The organism is Ruegeria halocynthiae (assembly GCF_000743705.1).
GTDB classification, from domain to species: Bacteria; Pseudomonadota; Alphaproteobacteria; order Rhodobacterales; family Rhodobacteraceae; genus Ruegeria; species Ruegeria halocynthiae_B.
Genome location: NZ_JQEZ01000006.1, coordinates 15,785 through 39,245, shown reverse-complemented (window position 1 = coordinate 39,245; position 23,461 = coordinate 15,785). Strand labels below are relative to the sequence as shown.

The 23,461-nt window shown below is 60.5% G+C and carries 24 protein-coding genes; 6 read left to right on the top strand and 18 right to left on the bottom strand.

The features are described 5' to 3' along the window. Positions 1–6 precede the first annotated feature (6 nt). The 4 genes from JT51_RS18690 to JT51_RS18675 form a co-directional block, all read right to left on the bottom strand. Positions 7–1,377: a glutamate--cysteine ligase gene (locus JT51_RS18690; protein ID WP_037316513.1), complete on the bottom strand. Its 1,371-nt coding sequence runs from the start codon at positions 1,375–1,377 to the stop codon at positions 7–9. 65 nt (positions 1,378–1,442) lie between these two features. Further along, complete coding sequence (locus JT51_RS18685) at positions 1,443–1,970, bottom strand: hypothetical protein (RefSeq protein ID WP_037316510.1); 528 nt, start codon at positions 1,968–1,970, stop codon at positions 1,443–1,445. Continuing rightward, a complete protein-coding gene (locus tag JT51_RS18680; RefSeq protein ID WP_037316507.1) occupies positions 1,967–2,818 on the bottom strand; it encodes a GNAT family N-acetyltransferase in 852 nt (283 codons plus the stop codon). The genes JT51_RS18685 and JT51_RS18680 overlap by 4 nt, the downstream gene beginning before the upstream one ends. Then, positions 2,815–3,540 (bottom strand): 16S rRNA (uracil(1498)-N(3))-methyltransferase, encoded by a 726-nt coding sequence (locus JT51_RS18675; protein ID WP_037316504.1) that lies wholly within the window; start codon positions 3,538–3,540, stop codon positions 2,815–2,817. The genes JT51_RS18680 and JT51_RS18675 overlap by 4 nt, the downstream gene beginning before the upstream one ends. 12 nt (positions 3,541–3,552) lie before the next feature. Between JT51_RS18675 and ubiA the strand changes: the two genes are divergently transcribed. From ubiA to JT51_RS18660, 3 genes are all read left to right on the top strand, one after another. Beyond that, positions 3,553–4,515, top strand: a complete 963-nt coding sequence (gene ubiA, locus JT51_RS18670; protein ID WP_037316501.1) for a 4-hydroxybenzoate octaprenyltransferase — start codon at positions 3,553–3,555, stop codon at positions 4,513–4,515. A gap of 65 nt (positions 4,516–4,580) precedes the next feature. Continuing rightward, positions 4,581–6,506 (top strand): OmpA family protein, encoded by a 1,926-nt coding sequence (locus JT51_RS18665; RefSeq protein ID WP_037316499.1) that lies wholly within the window; start codon positions 4,581–4,583, stop codon positions 6,504–6,506. Between the two features lies 1 nt (position 6,507). Next, positions 6,508–6,828, top strand: coding sequence for a hypothetical protein (locus tag JT51_RS18660; protein ID WP_037316497.1), 321 nt, complete (start codon positions 6,508–6,510; stop codon positions 6,826–6,828). A gap of 4 nt (positions 6,829–6,832) precedes the next feature. Here JT51_RS18660 and JT51_RS18655 read toward each other — a convergent pair whose 3' ends face one another. From JT51_RS18655 to pgsA, 3 genes are read right to left on the bottom strand one after another with little or no spacing between them, the layout of a single operon-like run. Next, the gene (locus JT51_RS18655; protein ID WP_037316494.1) at positions 6,833–7,276 is read right to left on the bottom strand and encodes a molybdenum cofactor biosynthesis protein MoaE; all 444 of its coding nucleotides are present in this window, start codon (positions 7,274–7,276) and stop codon (positions 6,833–6,835) included. A gap of 4 nt (positions 7,277–7,280) precedes the next feature. Continuing rightward, positions 7,281–7,526, bottom strand: a complete 246-nt coding sequence (moaD, locus tag JT51_RS18650) for a molybdopterin converting factor subunit 1 (RefSeq protein WP_037316492.1) — start codon at positions 7,524–7,526, stop codon at positions 7,281–7,283. A gap of 3 nt (positions 7,527–7,529) precedes the next feature. After that, the gene (gene pgsA / locus JT51_RS18645) at positions 7,530–8,198 is read right to left on the bottom strand and encodes a CDP-diacylglycerol--glycerol-3-phosphate 3-phosphatidyltransferase (RefSeq protein WP_037316490.1); all 669 of its coding nucleotides are present in this window, start codon (positions 8,196–8,198) and stop codon (positions 7,530–7,532) included. A gap of 189 nt (positions 8,199–8,387) precedes the next feature. Here pgsA and JT51_RS18640 point away from each other — a divergent pair, with 189 nt between their 5' ends. Then, complete coding sequence (locus tag JT51_RS18640) at positions 8,388–9,272, top strand: DMT family transporter (protein WP_037316487.1); 885 nt, start codon at positions 8,388–8,390, stop codon at positions 9,270–9,272. Here JT51_RS18640 and uvrC read toward each other — a convergent pair. The 6 genes from uvrC to JT51_RS18605 all read right to left on the bottom strand — a co-directional run bounded on the left by uvrC (position 9,269) and on the right by JT51_RS18605 (position 15,962). After that, a complete protein-coding gene (gene uvrC / locus JT51_RS18635; protein WP_037316484.1) occupies positions 9,269–11,143 on the bottom strand; it encodes an excinuclease ABC subunit UvrC in 1,875 nt (624 codons plus the stop codon). The genes JT51_RS18640 and uvrC overlap by 4 nt on opposite strands. A 290-nt stretch (positions 11,144–11,433) precedes the next feature. Further along, a complete protein-coding gene (locus JT51_RS18630) occupies positions 11,434–12,213 on the bottom strand; it encodes an SDR family oxidoreductase (protein WP_037316481.1) in 780 nt (259 codons plus the stop codon). A 16-nt stretch (positions 12,214–12,229) separates the two neighbouring features. Beyond that, positions 12,230–13,195 (bottom strand): calcium/sodium antiporter, encoded by a 966-nt coding sequence (locus JT51_RS18625; protein WP_037316478.1) that lies wholly within the window; start codon positions 13,193–13,195, stop codon positions 12,230–12,232. A gap of 168 nt (positions 13,196–13,363) precedes the next feature. Continuing rightward, complete coding sequence (locus tag JT51_RS18615) at positions 13,364–14,161, bottom strand: S49 family peptidase (protein ID WP_037316471.1); 798 nt, start codon at positions 14,159–14,161, stop codon at positions 13,364–13,366. A 113-nt stretch (positions 14,162–14,274) separates the two neighbouring features. Continuing rightward, entirely contained in the window at positions 14,275–15,036 is a 762-nt protein-coding gene (locus JT51_RS18610) for an ABC transporter permease (RefSeq protein WP_037316468.1), read from the bottom strand. Then, entirely contained in the window at positions 15,033–15,962 is a 930-nt protein-coding gene (locus JT51_RS18605; protein ID WP_037316465.1) for an ABC transporter ATP-binding protein, read from the bottom strand. The genes JT51_RS18610 and JT51_RS18605 overlap by 4 nt, the downstream gene beginning before the upstream one ends. Before the next feature lie 175 nt (positions 15,963–16,137). Between JT51_RS18605 and JT51_RS18600 the strand changes: the two genes are divergently transcribed. Next, on the top strand, positions 16,138–17,247 hold the full coding sequence (locus JT51_RS18600; protein ID WP_037316462.1) for a CaiB/BaiF CoA transferase family protein: 1,110 nt from the start codon (positions 16,138–16,140) through the stop codon (positions 17,245–17,247). A gap of 60 nt (positions 17,248–17,307) precedes the next feature. Here the strand turns inward: JT51_RS18600 and hemE are convergent, their stop codons facing one another. Continuing rightward, a complete protein-coding gene (gene hemE / locus JT51_RS18595) occupies positions 17,308–18,342 on the bottom strand; it encodes a uroporphyrinogen decarboxylase (protein ID WP_037316459.1) in 1,035 nt (344 codons plus the stop codon). Between the two features lie 108 nt (positions 18,343–18,450). Between hemE and hemC the strand changes: the two genes are divergently transcribed. Beyond that, a complete protein-coding gene (hemC, locus tag JT51_RS18590) occupies positions 18,451–19,410 on the top strand; it encodes a hydroxymethylbilane synthase (protein ID WP_037316456.1) in 960 nt (319 codons plus the stop codon). 234 nt (positions 19,411–19,644) lie between these two features. On the opposite strand, the gene JT51_RS18585 is transcribed toward hemC, so the two are convergent. The 4 genes from JT51_RS18585 to JT51_RS18570 are packed head-to-tail and all read right to left on the bottom strand — an operon-like array spanning position 19,645 to position 23,411. Further along, a complete protein-coding gene (locus JT51_RS18585) occupies positions 19,645–20,922 on the bottom strand; it encodes an aspartate aminotransferase family protein (protein ID WP_037316453.1) in 1,278 nt (425 codons plus the stop codon). A 1-nt stretch (position 20,923) separates the two neighbouring features. Beyond that, positions 20,924–22,027: a mandelate racemase/muconate lactonizing enzyme family protein gene (locus JT51_RS18580; protein WP_037316450.1), complete on the bottom strand. Its 1,104-nt coding sequence runs from the start codon at positions 22,025–22,027 to the stop codon at positions 20,924–20,926. Then, positions 22,024–23,130: a mandelate racemase/muconate lactonizing enzyme family protein gene (locus JT51_RS18575; protein WP_037316447.1), complete on the bottom strand. Its 1,107-nt coding sequence runs from the start codon at positions 23,128–23,130 to the stop codon at positions 22,024–22,026. The genes JT51_RS18580 and JT51_RS18575 overlap by 4 nt, the downstream gene beginning before the upstream one ends. Further along, positions 23,127–23,411: a cupin domain-containing protein gene (locus tag JT51_RS18570; protein WP_037316444.1), complete on the bottom strand. Its 285-nt coding sequence runs from the start codon at positions 23,409–23,411 to the stop codon at positions 23,127–23,129. The genes JT51_RS18575 and JT51_RS18570 overlap by 4 nt, the downstream gene beginning before the upstream one ends. Positions 23,412–23,461 lie beyond the last annotated feature (50 nt).

Genomic DNA, 23,461 nt, shown 5'->3' with positions numbered 1-23,461 from the left:
CATGGATCAATAGCTGTAGTCAGGGAAAATCCGCGTCAGATCACCGTTCCAGTCGCCGTGATACCGCTCCAGCAATTCATCTGCCGGAACTTGACCGGTTTCGATACTGTCCTTGAGCGCATTGAGGAAATGCGTCTCATCCGGCACCAGACCGCCCGCACCGGGGTAAGCACGGGATTTCAATCCCGCCTCAGAGATTGCGACAACTTCGCGGGCCAGATCGTGCATGTTGATCTTGCCAACCTGCGCCTGCAGCCCGTCTTTTGCCGCCTCAACACGCAAGGCTTCGCGGGTTTCCGCATCCCAGCCCTTGACCAGATCCCACGCCGCATCCAGCGCGCCCTGATCATAGGTCAGACCAACCCAGAAGGCGGGCAAGGCGCACAGGCGTCGCCACGGGCCGCCATCGGCACCGCGCATTTCCATGAACTTCTTGATCCGCGCCTCGGGGAAGGCCGTGGTCAGGTGATCGGCCCAATCGGACAGGGTCGGCGTTTCGCCGGGCAGCGCGGGCAGTTTGCCTTGCAGGAAGTCACGGAACGACATGCCCAGCGCGTTGATGTATTGCCCGTCGCGATAGACAAAATACATCGGCACATCGAGAGCGTATTGCACATAGCGTTCGAACCCGAACCCCTCTTCAAACACAAAGGGCAACATGCCGGTGCGGGCGTCATCCAGATGCCGCCAGATGTGACTGCGCCAACTTTTCTGACCGTTGGGCTGGCCCTCAAAGAACGGCGAATTGGCAAACAGCGCCGTGGCCACCGGCTGCAACGCCAGCGCGACGCGCAGTTTCTGCACCATGTCGGCCTCGGACCCAAAGTCGATATTGACCTGAACGGTACAGGTGCGACGCATCATGGCGCGCCCCATGGTACCGACCTCTTCCATGTAGTTGTTCATCAGCCGATAGCGCCCCTTGGGCATCAGCGGCATTTCTTCATGGTTCCAGATCGGGGCAGCGCCCAGACCGATAAAGCCCACGCCGATCTCATCGGCGATATCCTTGACCTCGCGCAGGTGGGTGTTCACCTCGTCGCAGGTTTCGTGGATGGTTTCCAGCGGGGCACCCGAAAGCTCCAGCGCGCCGCCCGGTTCCAGGCTGACATTGGCGCCGTCTTTCTCAAGCCCGATCAGATGCCCGGCCTCGCGCACCTCGGCCCAGCCATGGCGGTCGCGCAGCCCTTCCAGCACGGCCACGATGGACCGCGTGCCCTCAAAGGGCAGCGGTTTCAGCGTGTCCTTGCAATAGCCGAACTTTTCATGCTCGGTGCCGATGCGCCAATCTGCTTTGGGCTTACAGCCCGATTCCAGATATTCGGCCAGTTGCTCATGGCGTTCGATCGGACCGCCGCCGGACTGAGGGATGGACATGAACCGTGCTCCGATCCTGATGTGTCTGTTTTGAAGGCCAGTGGTGAGCGCAAAAGCACCCAGTGTCAATGCAGCCTTAGATGTGCCGGACGGGATGGCGAACGTTCCCAGATCACCACCGGATGCGCCGCGCCACCGTTCAATTCCGCCAGCATTTGTTCGGTTTTCAGTCCCGGAAGGGCCGAAAAGACATCAAACAGCGCCTCGGCTCCTTCGGCATTCACAGGAATGTGAAGGACCGGCTGCCCCGGTTGCTCCAGCACCCAATGGGCCGGGGATGAGGTCGGGTCCAGCGCCAGCCGCTCAATTTCGCGGGTGGCGACCATGCCGCCCTCAAGCGGACCCAGATAGGTGATCTGGCCTTCGTCAATGTTCACCACGCCGGGGCCGCCCGTACCGGTGCGAAACCGGGCGCGCTGTACACCGATCACGGCGAGGGCCACCGATACGATAACCAGAACCCAGCCCAGCCAACCCAGCAATCCGCCGGGGCCGCTGATCCAGCTGAGGCCAACCAAAAGGACAAGCCCCGCCACCAGCACTTCGCGCCAGCGCCACAGGGCCAGTTTGGCTTCGGGTCGGATGAAACTCATGCCACGGTCTCCTTTTCTGTCTTGAACAGGATCAGCGCGAACTGGCCTGCGGGGACAAAGCCAATTGAGATATAGGCACGCGCGGCCGAATTCGAAGCCGCAAAAAGAACGGCGCGGGACACTCCGGCCGCCTGCGCCTCTTGCAGGTGCAGCGCCACGGCCGTTCGGGCGTATCCGCGACCGCGCAGTTCGGTTGGCGTATAGACGCCACCGATCTGGACAATATCGGGCAAAGCCGCGTTGAACCCCGTCATGCCGACGGGCTGCCCACGCACCAGCAAAGCCCGATGGCTGTCTCGGGCCAGATAAGCGTCGATATCGTGCGCGGCCTGTTTTGCCACTTCATCCAGAATAAGTCCGGGTGTTTCAATTAGGTAAGCACTCCGCCACTGCTCGGCCAATGCGCGATCAATCTCTGCCAGCGGAACAAGCCAGGCATCGGCCAATTCCGGCAGGATCAGATCATTCAAGTCCAGCGAAAAGGCCGGTTCGTCCTTATTCAGATTCGCCGGTCTGTCCTGCCAGCCCGCAAGACGCAGGATGCGACGACATTGCGCGGCGTCACCGATGACGCCAATGGTCGGATGCTCTGCGATCAAGGCAATCACGGCTTCCAATTCCACATCCGAACAGTCCGGGCATTGCGGCAGGATCATTCCTTCATTCGTGATAGTGAAGATCGCGCGCAGGTCATCACCCAACAGCCACATCCGGACAGAGCGCGGGTCAGGCCCGTTCAGACCAAAATCGCGCAGATTGGCCAGCGGGAACATCGAGCTTTGGATATGCTGGCGCAAAAAGCGCTCAATTGATGGCACATCTTCGGGTTTCGCCAATCGCCACGTCACGACCAATCCCCCAGCGCCTGTTGCCACATGGTCAGGGCCGCCACCGCCGCCGTGTCCGCCCGCAGGATGCGCGGGCCAAGGCTGACGACATGGGCATAGGGCAAAGCGGCCAGCCGCGCGCGTTCGCGATCCGAAAATCCGCCCTCGGGACCGATGAGAATGGCCCAGGGCTGACCCTTTTCATTTGCCGCCAGACGCAGGGCCGAGCCGACCTCGGCCTCATTGCAGAACATCAGCTGGCGGTCTTCGGGCCAGGCATCCAGCACCCGGTCAAGGCGTTGCAGGTCGGCGACCTCGGGTACAAAGGTGCCGCCGCATTGCTCGGCGGCCTCGACCGCGTGGGCTTGCAGGCGGTCCTGACGGATGCGTTCGGAATTGGTGAATTCGGTCTGCACCGGCAGGATACGCGCCGCGCCCATTTCTGCCGCCTTTTCAACGATGAAATCGGTGCGCGCCTTTTTGATCGGCGCAAACAGGAACCACAGATCGGGCGGCATCTGCAGCGGTCTGGTCTGTTCCACGCAGCTTAGCGTGCCACCGCGCTTGCCCGCCGCGGACACCTCTGCCAGCCATTCGCCGTCCTTGCCGTTGAACAGGCCCACGTGTCCCCCAACGGCCAGACGCATGACGCCGAACAGGTAATGCGCCTGCTCGCGCGTCAATTCAACCGATTGCCCCGGACCCAGAGGGTGCTCTACATACAGTCTGATCTTCGCACTCATGAGACCCTACATATGCAAGGCAATGCCCCAACACCAGACGGTCAGGTCGCTGATGCCGTATCCGGCAATTGGGTCGACACCCGCGCGCCCGCTTTCGCCCGCCCCTATCTGCGCCTGTCCCGTGCAGACCGGCCCGTCGGCACGTGGTTGCTGCTGATTCCGTGCTGGTGGGGACTGGCGCTGGCGATCCTCAGCGATGGCAATCCGGGCTGGGGGGATCTGTGGATTGCCGTCGGCTGCGCGATGGGAGCGTTTCTGATGCGCGGCGCGGGCTGTACCTGGAATGACATCACCGACCGCGAGTTTGACGGCCAGGTGGAACGCACCCGGTCGCGCCCGATTCCGTCCGGTCAGGTCAGCGTGCGTCAGGCGGTGATCTGGATGGGGCTGCAATGCCTGCTGGCGCTCGCGATTCTGCTGTCGTTCAATCAGGCCGCCATCGCCATGGGGGTCCTGTCGCTGCTGCCGGTGACGATCTACCCCTTTGCCAAGCGGTTCACCTGGTGGCCACAAGTGTTTCTGGGGCTGGCCTTCAACTGGGGCGTCCTGCTGGCCTGGGCCGCGCATAGCGGCACAATTGGCGTACCGGCGGTCATCCTTTATCTGTCCGGCATCGCCTGGACGCTGTTCTATGACACGATCTATGCCCATCAGGACACCGAAGACGATGAGCTGATCGGGATCAAATCCACCGCCCGCCTGTTTGGCACCGATACCGCGCGGTGGCTCAAGTATTTTCTGGTGGCGACCGTGACCCTGATGGGGCTGGCCATTGTTGATGCGGCGACAGCGCAGGCGTCAGTGATCGCGCTGGTTGTTGCGCTTGGCGGGCCGTGGGCGATGGGATGGCACATGGCGTGGCAGCTGCGCGGCCTGGATACCGAAGACAACGCGAAACTGCTGCAATTGTTCCGGGCAAACCGGGACACTGGCCTTATTCCGCTGATCTTCCTTTGCGTCGCCCTATTGCTCTGATTGCACCTCTGCGCCAGCCTCTGTAAGAGTTCTGCACAACCGCCTGAGGAGTCGATAACCCGCACATGCGTTTGCCCTATTTCTTTGCCGTTACCCTTATATTCCTTGTGTCGGCCGGGCTGTTCCTGCTGGCGGCCTCTTTTGCGGTAACCAAAGTCGAAGAGGCATCCGAGTTTGCCGTGCGTCGCGCGCTGGACCTGAAAGGCCACGACTGGGCCGAAGTGCAATCGGACGGGTTGCGTGTTGTCCTGACCGGCACCGCGCAGGATGAGGCCACGCGGTTCAACGCCCTGACAGCCGCCGGCACCGAAGTTGATACCTCACGCGTGATCGACGAAATGCATGTGGCCCCAACAACCCGATTGGCAGCGCCCCGCTTTTCCGCCGAAATTCTGCGCAATGACAGCGGCATTTCGGTAATCGGACTGATCCCGACCAGCGAAGACCGCGACGCGCTGATGAACAGGCTGCGCAGGCTGGACGGCGACGCCACCGTTTCGGATCTGATGGAAACCGCCGATTACCCCAAACCCAAGGGTTGGGATGATGCGATTGCGTTCGCGTTTGAGGCGCTGACCCGCCTGCCGCGTGCCAAAATCTCGGCCAGCCCCGGGTTGGTCAAGATCACCGCCATTGCGGACAGCCAGCAGGAAAAGGAACAGCTGGAACAGGATCTGACACGTGCAGCGCCGCCCAGCCTGCGAATCGGGTTGGCAATCTCGGCCCCGCGCCCGGTGATCACGCCGTTTACCCTGCGATATCTGATCAACGAATCCGGCGGTCAGTTTGACGCCTGTTCCGCCCAGGACGAAGACGCGCGCGACGCGATCATTGCCGCCGCAAAGGATGCGGGCCACGCCGGGTCCTATACCTGCACCATTGGGTTGGGCGTGCCGTCGCCGCGTTGGCCCGAGGCCGCATCGCTGAGCATCCGCGCGCTTGCTGAAATCGGTCAGGGCTCCGTCACGATATCGGACGCGGATATCACGCTGGTCGCGGCTGAAGGCACCGATGCCGACATGTTCGACCGCGTTGTGGGCGAGTTGGAAACCGCCTTGCCCGACGTCTTTGCGCTGTTCGCCGTTCTGCCCGACCCCGAAACAGATGAGCCGTCCGGCCCGCCCGAATTTGCCGTCACGCGCAGCCCCGAAGGTCTGGTACAGATGCGCGGACGTTTGAGCGACGAAACACTCAGGGACATGGCAGACAGCTTTGCCCGCGCGGCGTTTGGGTCCAATCAGGTCCATACCGCGACCCGTATTGCGCCCGACCTGCCCGCTGACTGGCCGGTCCGTGTTCTGGCCGGGCTTGAAGCCCTGTCAGAGCTTCATAACGGCGCGCTGACGGTTACCCCGGACAATGTCACGCTGAACGGCATCAGCCATGACCCCGAAGCCAAGTCGCGCATTGCGGGCTTGCTGTCGGAAAAGCTGGGCGAGGCACAGGAATTCACACTGTCGGTCACCTATCAGAAGCCGCCCGAACCTGCGGATAAACTGCCCGACCCGGAGGTGTGCGAGGAACGCATCGCCGACGTTCAGGCCAGCACCAAGATCGCGTTTGAGCCGGGGTCGGCCACCGTCGCTGCCGATTCGCGCGATACGTTGAACCAGATTGCGGATATCTTGCGCGAATGCGGCCCCATCCGAATGGAAATTCAGGGTCACACCGACAGTCAGGGCCGCGAAGAGATGAACGAGCAGCTGAGCCAGGCGCGCGCGCAATCCATCCTGAACGAGCTGCGCGGGCGACGGGTGCCGACGGCAAGCTATTCGGCGGTTGGATATGGCGAGACCAAACCCATCGCCGACAACGACACCGAAGACGGCCGTGAGGAAAATCGGCGTATCGAATTTCGCCTGATCCGCCCCGAACCCGTGGCCAACCCGGAAACCGGGCTGGAAGCCATGGAAAAAGAAACAGAACCGTCACCAGACGCGCAAACCGATGCCGATGCCTCGGACACCGACTCGGAAGCAGGGGATCAGTAAATTGAACAGAATAGAATTCATCATCGCCACAGCCGTCATCCTGTTCAGTGCCTTCTGCATGGGGTGGTTTGCCAATTGGTTGGCCCATCGCCTGTCCCGCGTCCGCCAAAGCGACGTGGCCGATCTGGACCGCATGAGCCAGGAATTGCATGAAGCCGAGGAAACCCGCGATCAGGCGATCACCTACCTGCAACAACGCGAGGCGGAGCTGACCAATCAGCTGACCCAGACCGAGGCCGAATTGGCCGCCGCCATGGACGGCCTGCGCGCCGCCCGGCAAGAGGCCGAAGAGCTGCGCGGGCGCATCAACAACGCCGACTAAGCCGTCACCAACGGGTCAGCGCGTCTTCGTCTTCGTCTTTGGCCGCAACCCAATCCGCACCGGATGAGGTGATTTCCTTTTTCCAGAATGGTGCGCGGGATTTCAGATAATCCATCAGGTACTCTGCCGCCTCGAACGCGTCCTTGCGATGCCGCGCGGCCGTGGCCACCATCATGATCCGGTCGCCCGCGGCCAGACGTCCGTGCCGATGGATCACCAGCACATCGCCCAAGCACCAGCGCGCCATCGCCTCTTGTGCGATCTTGGTCAGGGCGCGTTCGGTCATGCCGGGGTAATGTTCGATCTCCATCACATCCAGATCACCCGTGGCCAGATCACGCACAACGCCTGTAAAGGTCACAATCGCCCCGTTTGCGTCATCGCCCGCAGCAAAGGCATTGGCCTCGGCCCCCAGATCGAATTCTTCTTCCTGAACCGCGATGCGCATGGTGTCAGCCGCCGGTCATGGGCGGGAAAAACGCCACTTCGCGCACACCGGTCAGCGAGGCATCAAAATCCGAAAGCTCCTGATCCAATGCAACCCGCAGCGCCGACAGATCGGCAAAGGCGGCGGCATAACGATCTTCGCGCGCGCTCAGTTCGGCCACCAGATCCGAGACCGTCGCGGCCTGAGTTTCGATCCGCTCTTTCGGCAGACCGATCCGTTCGCGGACCCAGGCAAAATACAGCACGTCCATCGCTTAGCTCTCCTTCAGATGGGGCATAGCCTTACGTAGGTAGTCATAGCCGGTGATCAATGTCAGCGTCGCCGCAATCCACAGCAGCACGAGCCCAACCAATCCGGACCAAAACTTACCCGCCTCCATCCAGAGCAGCCCATGCACATCATCTTCATTTCTGGATAGGATTTCATTAACAAGATCGCCATCCATCCCATACTGATACATAAAAAAGTAGTGCTCAAAAATTCCTTGCGAAAACAAAGTGGCGATAGCGATCATTTGTGCCGTCGTCTTCCACTTAGCAAGCTTAGTTACTTTTAGTGTCCCGGCTACATCGCCCAGATATTCACGCAGACCCGAGACAAATACTTCGCGAAACAATATCACCGTAGCAGGCAACACCAACCAAGGTGTCCAATGAGACCCTGAGTAACCCACCAGGATCATCAACGCGATCACCACCATCGCCTTATCGGCAATCGGGTCCAGCATCGCCCCGATCTTGGTTTCCTGTTTCCACGCGCGGGCCAGATAGCCGTCGAACCAGTCGGTGATCGCCGCAGTTAAAAACAGGATCAACGCGAACCAGTCCGCATAGGGTCGGGTGAAATACAGAAACATCACGGCCAGACCGGGGGCTGCAACAAGGCGTAGCACGGTCAGGATATTGGGCAGGTTCCACTTCATGGTTTGGACATTACATCGCTGGTTCGGGACATAAAAGGCAGGCGGATAAAAAACTGACCCATTCACAGACAGTTGCAACCCCAAAGGTCAAAGGGTCGCAAGCATCAGCTCTCAGACAGATACTCCTTGGCGCGCGGTGGCTTTGCCGTCAGATTGGCGGGCGGCCCGATGACACAGCGAAGGCAAACAATGACAGCCCATATTCAAACCGATCCCCGGTCAAACCTGATCGGCAGCGCCTGGATGATCGCTGCAATGGCGCTGTTCGCGCTTGAGGATGCATTGTTGAAAAGCGCCTCGGCGGTGATTCCGATCTGGCAGGTTCTGGTTTTGTTTGGCTCAGGCGGTGCAGTGATCTTTGCCGGGGTTGCCGTCCTGCGCGGAACGCGGTTGCTGCAGCCTGACGTATTATCACCGCCAATGAAGGTCAGGGTGTTTTTTGAAATCTTCGGGCGTTTGTTTTATGTGCTGGCAATTGCACTGGCACCGTTGTCATCCGCAACCGTCATCCTTCAGGCAACACCATTGGTCGTGGTTGCAGGGGCCGCATTGTTCTTTGGCGAAACAGTCGGCTGGCGACGGTGGAGCGCGATCCTGATCGGCCTGGTGGGCGTTGTGATCATCATCCAACCGACCGGGGACAGCTTTTCGACCCTGTCCATTCTGGCCGTCCTGGGCATGTTGGGTTTTGCCGGGCGCGACCTGGCCAGCCGGGCCGCGCCCGCCTCGCTTGGGACCGAGGTGCTGGGGTTTTACGGTTTTCTTTGCATCTTGGTTGCCGGCTTAGCCTATCGGGTTTGGGAAAGCGTCCCGATGCAGCCCCTGACAACCCACACCAGCCTGCACCTGACAGGCGCCATCGTGATGGGAACGCTTGCCTATGCCTCGCTCATGAAAGCGATGCGAACGGGTGAGGTGTCTGCCGTCACCCCGTTCCGCTATTCCCGGTTGCTGTTTGGCATCGGGTTGGGCGTTTTCCTGTTCGACGAGCGTCTGGATCAGACAATGTGGATCGGCAGCGCGCTGATCGTGGCCTCGGGGCTGTATATCCTGTGGCGCGGGCGGCGGGCCTAGCCTTTGTCGTGGAAGAAGTCATAGACCTTCTGCGCCAGCCCCGCTGAAATCCCATCAACCGCTTTCAGATCGGCCAGATTGGCCCGGCTGACCGCCTTGGCGCTGCCGAAATGCGCCAGCAAGGCTCGTTTGCGCGCCGCGCCCACGCCGGGGATTTCATCCAGCGGGGTTGCCCCCACCGCCTTGGCCCGTTTCGCCCGATGGGTTCCGATGGCAAACCGGTGTGCCTCGTCCCTTAGACGCTGAATGAAGTACAGCACCGGATCATTGCGCTTCAGGGCAAAGGGGCGCTGGCCGATCCGGTGGAATTCTTCTTTGCCGTGATCGCGATCAACACCCTTGGCGACGCCGATCATCGGAATATCCTCGACCGCATGAGCCTGCATGATCTCATGCACAGCACTCACCTGTCCGGCACCGCCGTCGATCAGCAGCAGATCGGGCCACAGCCCCTTGTCGCGATCCGGGTCTTCCTTTTGCAGGCGGGTAAAGCGGCGATTCAACACCTCTTTCATCATGCCGAAATCGTCACCCGGGGTCAGGTCGTCGCCGCGAATGTTGAACTTGCGATACGCGTTTTTCATGAACCCCTCGGGGCCAGCGACAATCATGCCGCCCACCGCGTTGGTGCCCTGAATGTGGCTGTTGTCGTAAACCTCGATCCGACCCGGAGGGGTGTCCAGGTCAAACGCCTCGGCCACACCGCGCAGCAGCTTGGCCTGCGTGGCGCTTTCCGACATGCGCCGGGCCAGCGATTCACGCGCGTTGCGCAAGGCCCCCGCCACCAGCTCCTGTTTCTCACCGCGCTGCGGCACAAGGATTTCAATCTTGCGGCCCGCTTTTTTAGACAGTGCATCCTGCATCAGATCGGCGTTTTCGATGGCATCCGACAGGATCAGCTGCCGTGGTGGTTCCTTGTTGTCATAGAACTGGCCCAGAAACGCCTCCATCGCCTCGGCCGCCGATACATCCGGCCCCACGCGTGGGTAGAAGTCCTTGTTGCCCCAGTTCTGGTTAGCGCGGATGAAGAACACCTGCACACAGGCCTGCCCGCTGTCCATATAGAGGCCGATCACATCCGCCTCGGCCACGCCGCGCGGGTTGATGCCCTGTGACGTCTGCACCTGCGTCAGCGCCCGGATACGGTCGCGCAGGCTGGCGGCACGCTCGAACTCCATCGCCTCGGACGCCGCCATCATCTGTTCGGCCAAATCCTCTTGCACCTTGGTCGACCGCCCCGACAGGAACCGTTCCGCATCCCGGACACTTTCGCGGTAATCCTCTTCCGAGATCAGATCCACACAGGGCCCGGAACACCGCTTGATCTGATACAGCAGACAGGGCCGCGTCCGGCCGTCGAACACGGAATCCGTGCAGTTGCGCAGCAGGAACGCCTTTTGCAACTGGTTCAGCGTCCGGTTCACCGCGCCCGCATTGGCAAAGGGGCCAAAATAGGCGCCCTTTTCCTTCTTGGCCCCGCGATGTTTCTTGATCTGCGGAAAGGTATGATCCTTGGCGACCAGAATATTGGGAAAGCTTTTGTCGTCGCGCAGCAGCACGTTGTACTTCGGCTTGAGCTGCTTGATCAGGTTCTGCTCCAGCAGCAGCGCCTCGGTTTCCGTCCGGGTGGTCAGGAACATCATCGACGCTGTCGCCCCGATCATCCGTTCGATCCGCCCGGAATGGCCGGGACGGGTGTAATTCGACACCCGCGCCTTCAGGTTCCGCGCCTTGCCCACGTACAGAACACGGCTGTCCGCATCCAGCATCCGATAAACACCGGGTGAGCTGTCCAGCGTCTTCACATAGCGCAGAATGCAAGCATAGCCGGTGGGCTGAGTGTCCGAATTCGATTCGTTCTGGGTGGTCATGGATCAGAGATATGATTCTCTGACCACGGCTGCAATCTTGCGGGTTCAGGATCAAGAGAAAACAAATCCACGGTTTCTGTGGATAACTGTGCAGATAAGTTTTGAGAGGCGTCGGATTTCCCTTGTTTCATTAAGGATTCCTTAATTTGCACAATAATTAGGCGTGAAAATAAGACGTTGTTTTTAAACGTTATTTTTTCGTACACATGACAAGTGCATGAAATAAAAGACAATTTTGTAACACGTAGGTAACGGAATTGAGAGCAGTGCAAAACTTGCGACGCACATGCTTATTCTACGCCCAGAACGTCCGGTGTTTGCCAACCCAGATGCTGCCCGCCATCCACACACAAAAGTTGTCCGGTGACGGCGTGCGCATCCAGAAAATAGCCCAGCGCGGCGGTGATATCTGATGGATTTGCTCCGCGCTCCAGAACCGTATTCGCGCGCTGTGCCTTATAGTGATCCTCGCTTTGCCGATGGCCCTGCATCGTCGGCCCCGGCCCGATGGCGTTGACGCGGATCGCAGGGGTAAGCGCCTGCGCAGCAGTTCGGGTCAGCGCCCACAGGCCCATCTTGGCGATCGTATAGGACATGAATTCGGGCGTCAGCTTACGCACCCGCATATCGACCATATTGACGATCAGACCGGTGGCAACGGGTTCGCCCGCGTCGTCCGTGTCGGGTTCCAGCCCCTGTTCGGCCATGGCCTGCGTCAGCACAAAAGGCGCACGCAGATTGCTGTCCATGTGACGGTCCCAGCTTTGCCGCGTGGCGCTGTGGATGTTGTCGTATTCAAAGATCGAGGCGTTGTTCACCAAACAGGTGATCGGCCCGCCCAGCGCCTCGGCTGCGCGCGGCAGCAGCGCAGTGACCTGCGCCTCATCCAGCAGATCGGCCTGCAGCGCGACCGCCTTGCGGCCAAGGGCCTGAACCTCGGACACCGTGTCCAATGCCGGCTGTTGCGAGGTTGCGTAATGAACCGCCACGTCGTAACCGCGGCGCGCCAGATACAGGGCCATAGCCTGACCAAGACGAATGCCTGCGCCAGTTACAAGAGCACGGGTCATCGTTCACCTTTCTGGATCAGTACGTAAGCACGATGGCGATATAGAGCACATAAAGAAAGGTCAGCACCAGCCCCCAGGTCCGCGTAATGTCTTTTTTGAAAAAGACAAACGGCACCAGCAACACAGATGCGCCCAGCATGACCCACAGGTCGAAAGACAGGAACTCGGGGTCGACAGGAATGTTCCCGAACAGGGTGGCGATGCCGATGATGGCCAACAGGTTGAACATGTTCGACCCGATCACATTACCCAGCGCCACATCGGCCTGCCTGCGCAGCGCCGCCATGACCGTTGTCGCCAGTTCCGGCAGGGATGTCCCAATGGCGATCAGGGTCAGGCCAATCACTGTTTCGCTGACCCCATAGGTGCGCGCAATCTCGGTCGCGTTTTCGACCAGCAGGTGCGCCCCCATCGGCAGGCCAATCAGCCCCAGCACCAGATAGATCGACAGTTTCCAATAGGGCATGTTCGGGTCGGCTTCTTCCAGACCGTCCAGTTCTTCGTCATCCTCGCAGGCTTCGCCGCAGGCCTTGCGATGGGCACGGGCTTCGCGGAAGGCATTCCATAGAACCAGAGTAAGCGCCGCCAGCAGAATCGCTCCGCTGAACAGGTTGAACTCACCCAAAAATGCCAGCCCGATGAACAGGACCGTCGCCAACAACATGAAAACATAGTTCTTGCGGCTGTCGCATTCGCTGGTGTGCAAGGTTGCCAAAAGCGCAGGCAAACCCAGAACCAACAGGATATTCGCCGTGTTCGATCCGACCACGTTACCAAGGGCAATCCCCGGCGCGTTTTCCTTGATCGCGCTGATCGCAATCAGCAATTCGGGCGCCGAAGTACCAAAGGCGACAATTGTCAGGCTGACGATCAGCGCAGGTACGCCCAAACGCAGGCTCAGGTTGACGGCACCGCGCACCAGCGCGTCGCCAGCCAGCAACAAGATCAGCAAACCAAGGCCGGAAAGCAGCCACGCCGTCATTTCCGGCCTCCTTTTTCGCAGGCACAGGGGCCTTTGCCGATCCTGAAACGCCCGCAGCGCCGACATCTTGCAGATTGCAGCCGCTTCTGCCCCGGAAAGCGCAGCTTTCCGAACATCGCCAATACGCCCATGGCGACCAGAAACAGGGTTACAATCTTGATAATCACGTCACAAACCGAAACGCGCGTAGGCGGCGCGCTCCTCAAGCCCGGCGATGGCGTCTTGCGCCAGCGACGCACCGAACCGCGACCAGAAGGGTTTGCGCAACCCATAGCGGCGGAACTTTACCTTGTCGCCAAAGCGTTCCTGCATTTTCGGTTTCAGATGCGCGATACCGTCGATCAGGCCCAGCTTTTGTGCGCGGCGGGCCAGCCAGACCTCGCCCGTGAACAGGTCGTCGCTATCGTTCAGCTTTGCGCCACGCCGGGTTTTGACGTGGGTGATGAAATTTTCGTGGATATCAGCCAGCAGACCTTCCAGCCGGGCGACATCCTCTTTCTTTTCGGGCGCAAACGGGTCCAGCATGGATTTCGATTGCCCTGCTGTATGCACGCGCCGTTCGATCCCCTGCCGTTTCAGCAGCACATGCGCACCGAACCCTGACGAGATCACCCCGATTGACCCCAGAACCGAGCTGTCATCGGCGTAAATCTCATCTGCGGCAGCAGCCAGCCAATAGCCGCCCGAGGCCGCGACATCCTCGACAAAGGCGATCACCGGAACGTTCAGTTCCTCAGACAGCCGCCGAATCCGTGACCCGATCAGTGAACTTTGCACGGGTGAGCCGCCGGGCGAGTTGACCTCAAGCGCGACGGCGGCGGGTTTGCCCTTGCGAAATGCTTTCTCCAGCACGGGGGCCAGCGCGGTATCAGACATCGAACCACGCCCGGCCATTCCGATGGCACCGGACAGGCGCACAACGGCCACGCAGGGTTGTTTTTTGAGAAACGGCAGGCTGAGCTTCATGGGAGCCGATGTAGAGTGCGGCCAACCGGTAAACAAGGGACCGCTTGGACCTTAACCATGACGTGAACACATTTACTGAAGCACATGGGCAAAAATGCAACGCCGCTTTCTGGCTAGCTTCTGATGCGCCAACCGGTTCTGAAAATCCAGCCAATGATGCCCAGACACAGGCCGGTAAAGGCCAGAATCGCCAGCAGGCTGAACCCGATCGGCACGTCGGCTAACCCGTAAAACGACCACCGAAACCCCGAGATCAGATAGACCACCGGATTGAACAATGTGATCGTCTGCCAAAGCGGCGGCAACATCGAGATCGAATAGAATGTGCCGCCCAGAAATATCAGCGGCGTCACGACAAGCTGCGGCACCAGAGACATCTGTTCAAAGTTGCCGGCCCAGATGCCGATGATAAACCCCAGCAAAGAAAAGCTGAGGCAGGTCAGAACCAGAAACGCCACCATGGCAAATGGATGTTCGATCCGCAAATCCACAAAAAACGCGGCGGTGATCAGGATCACGACCCCCACAAACAGCGCTTTGGTCGCCGCTGCCCCCACATAACCGATCACAATCTCGATAAAGTTCACCGGAGCGGACAGCAGTTCATAAATCGTGCCCAGAAACTTGGGGAAATAGATTCCAAAGGACGCGTTGGAAATGGCCAGCGTCACCACCGACAGCATGATCAGCCCCGGCACGATGAAAGCCCCGTAGGATACGCCCTCGACCTCTTGAATGCGGCTGCCGATGGCGGTGCCGAAAACCACGAAGTACAGCGAGGTCGACAGGACCGGCGACAGAAAGCTTTGTGCAAGGGTACGAAAGAACCGGGCCATTTCGAACCGGTAGATGGCGGCTATTGCGGACCAGTTCATGCGGGCTCTCCGGACACCAGATTGACGAATATTTCCTCAAGGCTCGATTGCCTGGTCTGCACGTCGCGCAGCACCAAGCCCGCCTGCGCGACGTCGTTCAGCAGCGTGGTGATACCAGTACGGTCGGCATGGGTGTCATAGGTATAGATCAGCATGTCACCCTCGCCGTTCAGGGCCAAATTATGTTCGGCCAGGCTGTCGGGGATAGTCTGGATCGGTTCGCTCAGCATCACCTCGATCTGTTTTTTTCCCATCTGCGCCATCAGAGTGTTCTTGTCCTGCACCAGCAGCAATTCGCCCTTGTCGATAACGCCGACCCGGTCGGCGATGGCCTCGGCCTCTTCGATATAATGGGTGGTCAGGATGATGGTGACCCCGGCCTGTTTCAGCTCGGCCACGATCTCCCACATGTCTTTGCGCAATTCGACATCGACGCCGGCGGTGGGTTCGTCCAGAAACAGCACACGCGGCTCATGGGCCAGCGCCTTGGCGATCAGCACCCGGCGCTTCATGCCGCCCGACAGCTCTTTGATTGCATTCTTGCGCTTGTCCCACAGGGACAGCTTGCGCAGGATTTCTTCCAATCGGGCGTTGTCGCTGCTGTATCCAAACAGCCCACGTGAAAACCGCACCGTATTCCAAACCTTTTCGAACGGCTCCAGCGCGATTTCCTGCGGCACCAGCCCGATCATACGGCGCGCGGCGCGGAAATCGGCCTGAATATCATGCCCTCCGACCGTCACATTGCCCGAGGTCGGCGTGGTTATACCACAGATGGTCGAGATCAAAGTCGTCTTGCCCGCCCCGTTTGGCCCAAGCAGCGCCAGGATTTCCCCCTGCTCGATATCCAGCGAAACACCTTTGAGCGCCTCAAACCCGTCGGCATAAGATTTGCGCAGATCCTTGATGGAAAGAATGGTCGTCATACAATTTCCCTGTTCTGGCGGCGACCCTACCTCGCCCGACCGGCACAGAACAGGTCATTTCCGCACATTACACTGCACTTTTTTGCGGGGTCAGAATCGGGGCTGCGCCACCCGACTCTGGTCTTGCAATTTGCCCGCGTTCCCGAAACCCTGCGCCTGAACGGAAGGGGGCACAATGCTGGACGGAATACGGGTCGTTGAATTCGAAGGGCTGGGGCCTGCCCCTTTTGCAGCCATGTTACTGGCAGATCTGGGGGCGGATGTGATCACCATCCACCGCAAAGGCGGGCCGGCGGCGCCGGGGGTACCGGAACAATCTGTGCTGGACCGTGGGAAACGGTCGATCGACCTGAACCTGAAAGACGCCGGTGATTTGGAAATCGCCAAACATCTGGTCACCTCAGCCGATGCGCTGATCGAGGGTTTCCGCCCCGGTGTGATGGAAAAACTGGGGTTGGGGCCTGACATTTGCCACAGCGTGAACCCAAGGCTGATCTATGGCCGGATGACGGGTTGGGGCCAGGACAGCCCCATGTCGCACACAGCAGGTCACGATCTGAACTATATCGCCCTGTCTGGCGCGCTCTGGTACGCCTCGGCCCCGGGCCAGCCCCCACAGACCCCGGCGACACTGGTCGGCGATATCGGCGGCGGGGCAATGTATCTGGTCGCGGGCATTCTGGCCGCCCTGCTGAATGCGCAGCGGACCGGCAAAGGCACGGTGGTCGACGCCGCCATCTATGACGGCTCAGCCCATATGATGAACCTGCTTCTGAGCATGCGGCAATCCGGCAACCTGTCGGATACGCGCGGCCAAAGCCTGCTGGACGGCCCACATTGGAGCCGTACCTACCCCTGCTCTGACGGCGGATTCGTCACGGTGCAATGCCTTGAACCCAAATTCTATGCGCTGTTTCTGGATAAGATCGGCCTGTCGGACGACCCCGATTTCCAATCGCAATACGACCGCTCAAAATGGCCCGCGCTTACACAACGCCTGACCGGGCTCTTTGCCAGCAAACCCCGCGATCACTGGGCGTCCCTGTTCGACGGAACAGACGCTTGCGTCGCGCCTGTCCTCAGCCCGATCGAAGCCCAGACCCACCCGATGAACAACGCGCGCCAGACGTGGCGCACGGCAGATGAAACCTTGCAAGCCGCCGCCGCGCCCAGATTTTCAACCTCTGACTGGCACCCCAAACCCAGCCCCACCCGCGGGGAACACCGTCAGGATATCCTGAACGAGCTTGACGCGCAGCAAACACCCGCCGCTTCACCTGGCTGAAAATATCCCGGGGGATGAATTGGCCGCAGGCCAAGAAGGGGGCTGGCCCCCTTCCCGCTTTTACTGCCCGCGCACCGTGTCGATCATCAACTGAACGTTCTCCGGGTCCGCGTCGGGCGTGATCCCATGCCCCAGATTGAAGATATGCGGCCCCTTGGAAAACGCCTCGACGATCTGGCGCGTTTCATCCACCAGAGCCTGCCCACCCGTCACCATATGGGACGAGGCCAGATTGCCCTGCACACAACCGCTCACCTGCACATGCTCTGCGCCCCATTCGGGCGATACCGAATTGTCTAGCGCCACACAATCCACACCAGTTGCCTCGGCGAAGCCGATATAGCCATCCGCTGCCTCACGTGGAAAACCGATCACCGGAATGCCGGGATGACGTGCCTTGATCGCCTGCGTGATCACGTGGCAGGGCTCAACCGCATATTTCTGAAACGCCTCACCCTTCAGCGATCCGGCCCAGCTGTCGAAGATTTTGACCACTTCGGCCCCGGCCTCGATCTGGGCGGACAGGTATTCGATGGTGGCCAGCGTGATCCGCTCCAGCAGCGCCTCAAACAATGCGGTGTTACCTTCGCGCAGCGCATGGGCTGGCCCCTGATCCGGCGTGCCGCGCCCGGCAATCATATAAGTGGCCACAGTCCAGGGCGCGCCTGCAAATCCGATCAGAGTCGTCTCGGACGGCAATTCCCGCGACAGGATGCGCACCGTCTCATAAACGGGCGACAGGGTTTCGTGAATATCCTCAACCGGCTTCAGCGCATCAAACTCCGATTGCTGTGTGATGGTCGACAGGCGCGGGCCTTCGCCGGTGACGAACCATAGGTCCGCGCCCAGCGCCTGCGGCACCAACAGAATATCGGCAAACAGAATCGCCGCGTCGAACCCATAGCGGCGAATGGGCTGCAATGTGACCTCGGCGGCCAGCTCCGGGTTGTAGCACAAGGACAGGAAATCCCCAGCCTGCGCCCGCGTCGCCCGGTATTCCGGCAGATACCGCCCAGCCTGACGCATCATCCAGATCGGCGGCACATCCTGTACCTCACCCGCCAGCGCCCGCAGCAGTTTCTTTGTCTCGGCCATCTTTGTCCCCAATCGTCAGGTTTGCGGCAAACGGGTCGGCCCTCAGTGGCAATTTGTCAAGCTCTGCCCCCATTGTCAGGGCAATGTGACGCGACTAAAGCTGTGCGCATGACACTGACCCTGCCCACACCCGCCTCACCGCTGAAAATCGGCACCCGTGGTTCGCCTCTGGCGCTGGCGCAAGCCTATGAAACCCGGCACCGGCTGGGCGCGGCCTTTGACCTGCCCGAAGACGCGTTCGAAATTGTGGTGATCAAGACCACCGGCGACAACCGCGCCATGATCGACGCTGACCGCCCGCTGAAAGAAATCGGCAACAAGGGGTTGTTCACCAAGGAAATCGAAGAGGCGATGCTGCGCGGCGATATCGACATTGCGGTGCATTCCACCAAGGACATGCCGGTTGAACAGCCCGAGGGGCTGGTGCTGGACACCTTCCTGCCGCGCGAGGATGTGCGCGATGCCTTCATCTCACCCAGCCTGACCTCGATCCATGATCTGCCGCAGGGGGCCGTGGTTGGCACGTCCTCCCTGCGCCGCCGGGCGCAGCTGCTGAACCGCCGCCCCGACCTGAACGTGGTTGAATTCCGTGGCAATGTGCAGACCCGTCTGAAGAAACTGGGCGACGGCGTGGCGGATTGCACCTTTCTGGCCATGGCCGGCATCCGGCGCTTGAACATGGGCGACGTGCCCGCCACCGCCATCACCCCCGAGGACATGCTGCCCGCCATCGCGCAAGGCACCATCGGCATCGAGCGCCGCAGCGACGATTCCCGCGCTGCGGGAATGCTTGAGGCCATTCATCATACCGAAACCAATCACCGTCTGGCCGCCGAACGCGCCCTGCTGGCCGCGCTGGATGGCTCGTGCGAAACCCCGATTGCCGGGCTCGCGGAAATACACGATGGCCAGCTACGCCTGCGCGGCGAGGTTTTGCGCCCCGATGGGTCCGAGGCGATTGCCGAAGACATCACCGGCGCAACCACCGATGGGGTCGAAATGGGCAAGACGATGGCCGAAATCCTGTTGAAAAAGGCCGGACCCGGATTCTTTGATTGGAGAATTTGAGAAAAATTTCCGCATTGTGAACTACTTCACTGTTCTCGGTCCGATAATCTGGCATCAATGATGCATACCGATTGAGAAGTCGGGTTGGTCTCGAAAATGTCGAAAGTTTTGTTAGTCTGTCTATTTTTTAAGTGGTATTCGAGGGGGCGAGACTGAACCCTGATATCCGATCAGTAAGGGCCGCTGTCATAGTTTGACAGCGGCCCGCTTAGTTTTCCACCCTATAAAGCACCATCAGGCAGCCCTGATCGCCTGGACCGCTTTTTCCACCGCATCCCGGGTTTGATCCAGATCGGCGTCTGTGACTGCCAGAGACGGATAAAGTTTTCCGGGCGCTTTGAAGATACCATTGGCGCGCAAGGTCTGGTTGTAGTGAGCATTGCGCATCGGATCGTCATGTTTGGCGCTGCGATAATCGCGGCAGGCGGCATTGGTGAAGTAGAGATCGAACAGGGTTTCATCGCCGCAAATCCGGTGCGGTATCCCGGCATTGGTCAGCGCATCCGCCTGCATTTGCTGCAACGCCGCCCCGGTCTTGCGCAGTTGGTCATACACACCGTCACGCCGCAGCACCTCCATGGTTTTCAGACCTGCGGCCGAGGCCACGGGATTGCCCGACAAGGTGCCCAGCTGCATCAACCAACCCTCTGCACCCACCTGCGCCTTGTCGAAATGTTTCATGATTTCGGCACTCGCGCCCAACGCCGCCAGAGGAAACCCGCCGCCGATGATTTTCCCCAATGTGCAGATATCGGGCGTGACGCCATATTTCTCTTGCGCGCCGCCATAGGCCAGGCGGAATCCGGTGACGATCTCATCAAAGATCAGCAGGACATTATGCGTGTCGCACAGATCGCGCAGCCCTTGCAGATAACCGGGCAGCGGCGGGACGATGCGCTGCAAGGGTTCGACCATGATGGCGGCAATATCGTCATGCTCGGCCAGCAGATTGGCCACTGCGTCCAGATCATTGAACGGCGCGATCAGCATCTGCTCGGCCACGCTGTCGGGAATTCCGGCACTGTCCGGCACGGCCTGCGGGAAATTCACCTCGCGGCTGGGGGCCAGGCTCATCTGCGCCTCGGCGCTCATCCCGTGATAGCCGCCTTCGAACTTCAGGATCTTGGTGCGCCCGGTATAGGCACGCGCCAGTCGGATCGCATACATGTCCGCCTCACCGCCCGACGCGACAAAGCGCACCTGCTCGCAACAGGGCACCGCGTCGACGATGGCCTCGGCCAGTTCGATCCCTTTGGCGTTATTGGCGAAAAACGTCATGCCCTTGGGCAGTTGTTCCAGCACCGCCTCCATCACCTCGGGGTGGCCATGACCCAGCAGCATCGGTCCCGATCCGATCAGATAATCGATATATTCATTGCCATCCTCGTCCCAGACACGGCTGCCCTCGCCGCGCGCGATGATGATGCCGGGATCAAAATTGCCAAACCCTCCGGCGGGCAAGACCTCATTCGCGCGGGCGACCCATTCGGATTGAGTATTGATCTTCAGCATCTCAAACGATCTCCAATATCGGGGACCCAAGAACGTCCGGGTCCGGAGTTACACCTAAGCCCGGTCCGTCCGGCGGGGCAATCCTGCCATTTTCACGGTTTGGTGCGCCCGGGCAGAGGCGGGGCGACACATAGGACGACAGATCGCAGGTGTTCAGCAACGATCCATGCGGGGTCGAGGCCGCGAAATGCAGCCCGGCGGCTGTCACGATATCCGAGCCCCAGGTGCATTCGGCGCAAATCTCGGCCCCCAGATGCACACACAGATCCCGCGCCCGGCGCATGGCCGAAAGCCCACCGAATTTCGACAGCTTCAGCGCCACGGCGTCCATGCAGCCCAGCGCATGTGCCTGCAACAGTGAGGCCATGTCGTGTGCATTTTCGTCGATCTTCATCGGCAGCCCTGTGGCCTGCCGGACAGCGGCGCAATCCTCCAGCGTTTTGCAGGGCTGTTCCAGCATGATGTCCAGATGCGCCACCGCGCGCCCGGTGCGTGTGGCCTGCAGCCGCGACGCGCCGCAGTTCCAATCCCCATAGACCAACGGCCCCGGCCCAACCGCTTCGCGCACCTTGATCAGCCGTTCGGCATCGGCCTGCCAATCACCTTCAACCCCCAGCTTGACCTGAAACTGCCGGATGCCGCTTTGGAACGCGTCCGACGCGATCCGGGCCATGTCATCCGGCGCGATGCAGGTGATCGAGTGATACAGCGGCATGTCCGCCCGCGTCCGCCCGCCCAACAGCGCATAGACCGGCAGGCCCGAGGCCCGCCCAAACAGATCCCACAGCGCAATATCGACGATGGATTTGGCATAGGGATGACCGGGCAGGAACCCGTCCAACTTGCGCATCGGCGCATCCGCCCCAAAAGGCGACATCCCCAGAATCTCAGGTCCCATCTCGGCCACCGCCCCGGGCACACCGCCTGCATAGGCGGGCAGGTAATGCGGGATCGGGCAGACCTCGCCCCAGCCTTTCAGCCCCGTATCGGTTTCAAGACACAAGACATGCGACAGCACGGTGGCGCAGGTCTTGCCTTCGGCCATATGATAGGTCTGGTGGCTGGTCAGATCGACGGGCCACAGCGTTATCTGGGTGATTTTCATCCGTAGACCCCAACCGGATCACCCAATGCATCTTCGTCCGGATGCACGCCAAGCCCCGGTGTTTCCGGCAGGTGCAGATGGCCGTCGATGTTGCGGGGGCCGCGACCGCCGGCGATATCGACGGTGATCATGTCCTGACAGGCCCACACCGCGTGGCAATTGTCGTCCGGGATGGTGGCGGCCAGATGCAGCGCCTCGGTATCGGCCAGAACCGAGCCTCCGGTGGCCATGACAAACATGTCGATCCCATGGGCCAGCGCGATATCCCGCATCCGTGCCGCTTTGGTCAGCCCGCCGACGCGGTTCAGCTTGATGCCGAACACCTCGGCCAGCCCGTCGCGGGCAATCCGGGCGGCATCCTGCAGGGTTACAAGGCTTTCATCCACCGACACCGGCGCGGCATGACGGCCCGAGATTGCCGCGATATCGTCCAGCGTCTCGCAGGGCTGTTCGAACATCACATTCAGGTCTTCGCAGGCCCGCATCACCCGCAACGCCTGCTGCCGGGTCCAGCCCCGATTCACATCATACAGAACAACCTCACCGGGCCGCCGGATGTTTTCCACGTCATGCACGCGGGCGATATCCCGTTCCACGTCCCCGCCGATCTTCACCGAATGGGCGACATAGCCCCGCTGTCGATACCGTTCGATCACTGCGCGGGTCTCATCAACCGTTTTGGCCCCGACCGAGGATGCAATCGGGCGCGGCGTCCGCGACCCGCCGCCCATCAGATCGGCAATCGGCACACCCGCCGCCTGCCCGGCAATGTCCCAGCAGGCCATATCAATCGGGCTTTTGGCATAGAGGTGCCCCGGCAGCGCGGTATCCATCGCGCGTTCGATATCCAGCACCCGGCGTGGATCAAGGCCCAGAACAAAGGGCGCCATCGTCTGAATTCCGGCCCGGATACCCGGCCCATGGGCGGGCACATAGGTATGCCCCCATGGCGTCCCCTCACCCCAGCCGGTCAGGCCGCCATCGGTTTCAACCTTGACCAGTGTTGCGTCCAGAACGTCAAACTTCAGCCGACCACCGGACAGCCAATAGGGATGCTCCAACGGCAGATCAACGTGATAGACCGTGATCCGAGTAATCTTCATTTCAACTCCACCTCGACAAAGGACATCGGCGCATCCCCGGCATTGATCACATTGTGTTCGACCCCTTCATCGCGTCGATAGGCGGTTCCGGCGGGAACCGTCACCTCGGTAACCGTGCCCTCGGGCAGTTCCAGCCGCATGTGACAATCGGTGACCGCCGTGATGACGTAATCCATCGAGTGGCGGTGCCATCCGGTTTCCGCACCGGGGGCAAAGTCGAACCGCGTCACCCGGACGCGCGCGTCATCAATCACTTCGGTTGCGGTGGCTTGTTGTCTCATAAGCTGAACTCCTCAATCGGTGCGCCAAGGCTGTCAAAGTCCGGCGCGGC

What these genes read in the sequence shown, in the direction of transcription:
- JT51_RS18690 (WP_037316513.1), bottom strand. Translation starts at nt 1,377, where the DNA reads ATGTCCATCCCTCAGTCCGGCGGCGGTCCGATCGAACGCCATGAGCAA.
- JT51_RS18685 (WP_037316510.1), bottom strand. Translation starts at nt 1,970, where the DNA reads ATGAGTTTCATCCGACCCGAAGCCAAACTGGCCCTGTGGCGCTGGCGC.
- JT51_RS18675 (WP_037316504.1), bottom strand. Translation starts at nt 3,540, where the DNA reads ATGAGTGCGAAGATCAGACTGTATGTAGAGCACCCTCTGGGTCCGGGG.
- ubiA (WP_037316501.1), top strand. Translation starts at nt 3,553, where the DNA reads ATGCAAGGCAATGCCCCAACACCAGACGGTCAGGTCGCTGATGCCGTA.
- JT51_RS18665 (WP_037316499.1), top strand. Translation starts at nt 4,581, where the DNA reads ATGCGTTTGCCCTATTTCTTTGCCGTTACCCTTATATTCCTTGTGTCG.
- JT51_RS18655 (WP_037316494.1), bottom strand. Translation starts at nt 7,276, where the DNA reads ATGCGCATCGCGGTTCAGGAAGAAGAATTCGATCTGGGGGCCGAGGCC.
- moaD (WP_037316492.1), bottom strand. Translation starts at nt 7,526, where the DNA reads ATGGACGTGCTGTATTTTGCCTGGGTCCGCGAACGGATCGGTCTGCCG.
- pgsA (WP_037316490.1), bottom strand. Translation starts at nt 8,198, where the DNA reads ATGAAGTGGAACCTGCCCAATATCCTGACCGTGCTACGCCTTGTTGCA.
- JT51_RS18640 (WP_037316487.1), top strand. Translation starts at nt 8,388, where the DNA reads ATGACAGCCCATATTCAAACCGATCCCCGGTCAAACCTGATCGGCAGC.
- uvrC (WP_037316484.1), bottom strand. Translation starts at nt 11,143, where the DNA reads ATGACCACCCAGAACGAATCGAATTCGGACACTCAGCCCACCGGCTAT.
- JT51_RS18630 (WP_037316481.1), bottom strand. Translation starts at nt 12,213, where the DNA reads ATGACCCGTGCTCTTGTAACTGGCGCAGGCATTCGTCTTGGTCAGGCT.
- JT51_RS18625 (WP_037316478.1), bottom strand. Translation starts at nt 13,195, where the DNA reads ATGACGGCGTGGCTGCTTTCCGGCCTTGGTTTGCTGATCTTGTTGCTG.
- JT51_RS18615 (WP_037316471.1), bottom strand. Translation starts at nt 14,161, where the DNA reads ATGAAGCTCAGCCTGCCGTTTCTCAAAAAACAACCCTGCGTGGCCGTT.
- JT51_RS18610 (WP_037316468.1), bottom strand. Translation starts at nt 15,036, where the DNA reads ATGAACTGGTCCGCAATAGCCGCCATCTACCGGTTCGAAATGGCCCGG.
- JT51_RS18605 (WP_037316465.1), bottom strand. Translation starts at nt 15,962, where the DNA reads ATGACGACCATTCTTTCCATCAAGGATCTGCGCAAATCTTATGCCGAC.
- JT51_RS18600 (WP_037316462.1), top strand. Translation starts at nt 16,138, where the DNA reads ATGCTGGACGGAATACGGGTCGTTGAATTCGAAGGGCTGGGGCCTGCC.
- hemE (WP_037316459.1), bottom strand. Translation starts at nt 18,342, where the DNA reads ATGGCCGAGACAAAGAAACTGCTGCGGGCGCTGGCGGGTGAGGTACAG.
- hemC (WP_037316456.1), top strand. Translation starts at nt 18,451, where the DNA reads ATGACACTGACCCTGCCCACACCCGCCTCACCGCTGAAAATCGGCACC.
- JT51_RS18585 (WP_037316453.1), bottom strand. Translation starts at nt 20,922, where the DNA reads ATGCTGAAGATCAATACTCAATCCGAATGGGTCGCCCGCGCGAATGAG.
- JT51_RS18580 (WP_037316450.1), bottom strand. Translation starts at nt 22,027, where the DNA reads ATGAAAATCACCCAGATAACGCTGTGGCCCGTCGATCTGACCAGCCAC.
- JT51_RS18575 (WP_037316447.1), bottom strand. Translation starts at nt 23,130, where the DNA reads ATGAAGATTACTCGGATCACGGTCTATCACGTTGATCTGCCGTTGGAG.
- JT51_RS18570 (WP_037316444.1), bottom strand. Translation starts at nt 23,411, where the DNA reads ATGAGACAACAAGCCACCGCAACCGAAGTGATTGATGACGCGCGCGTC.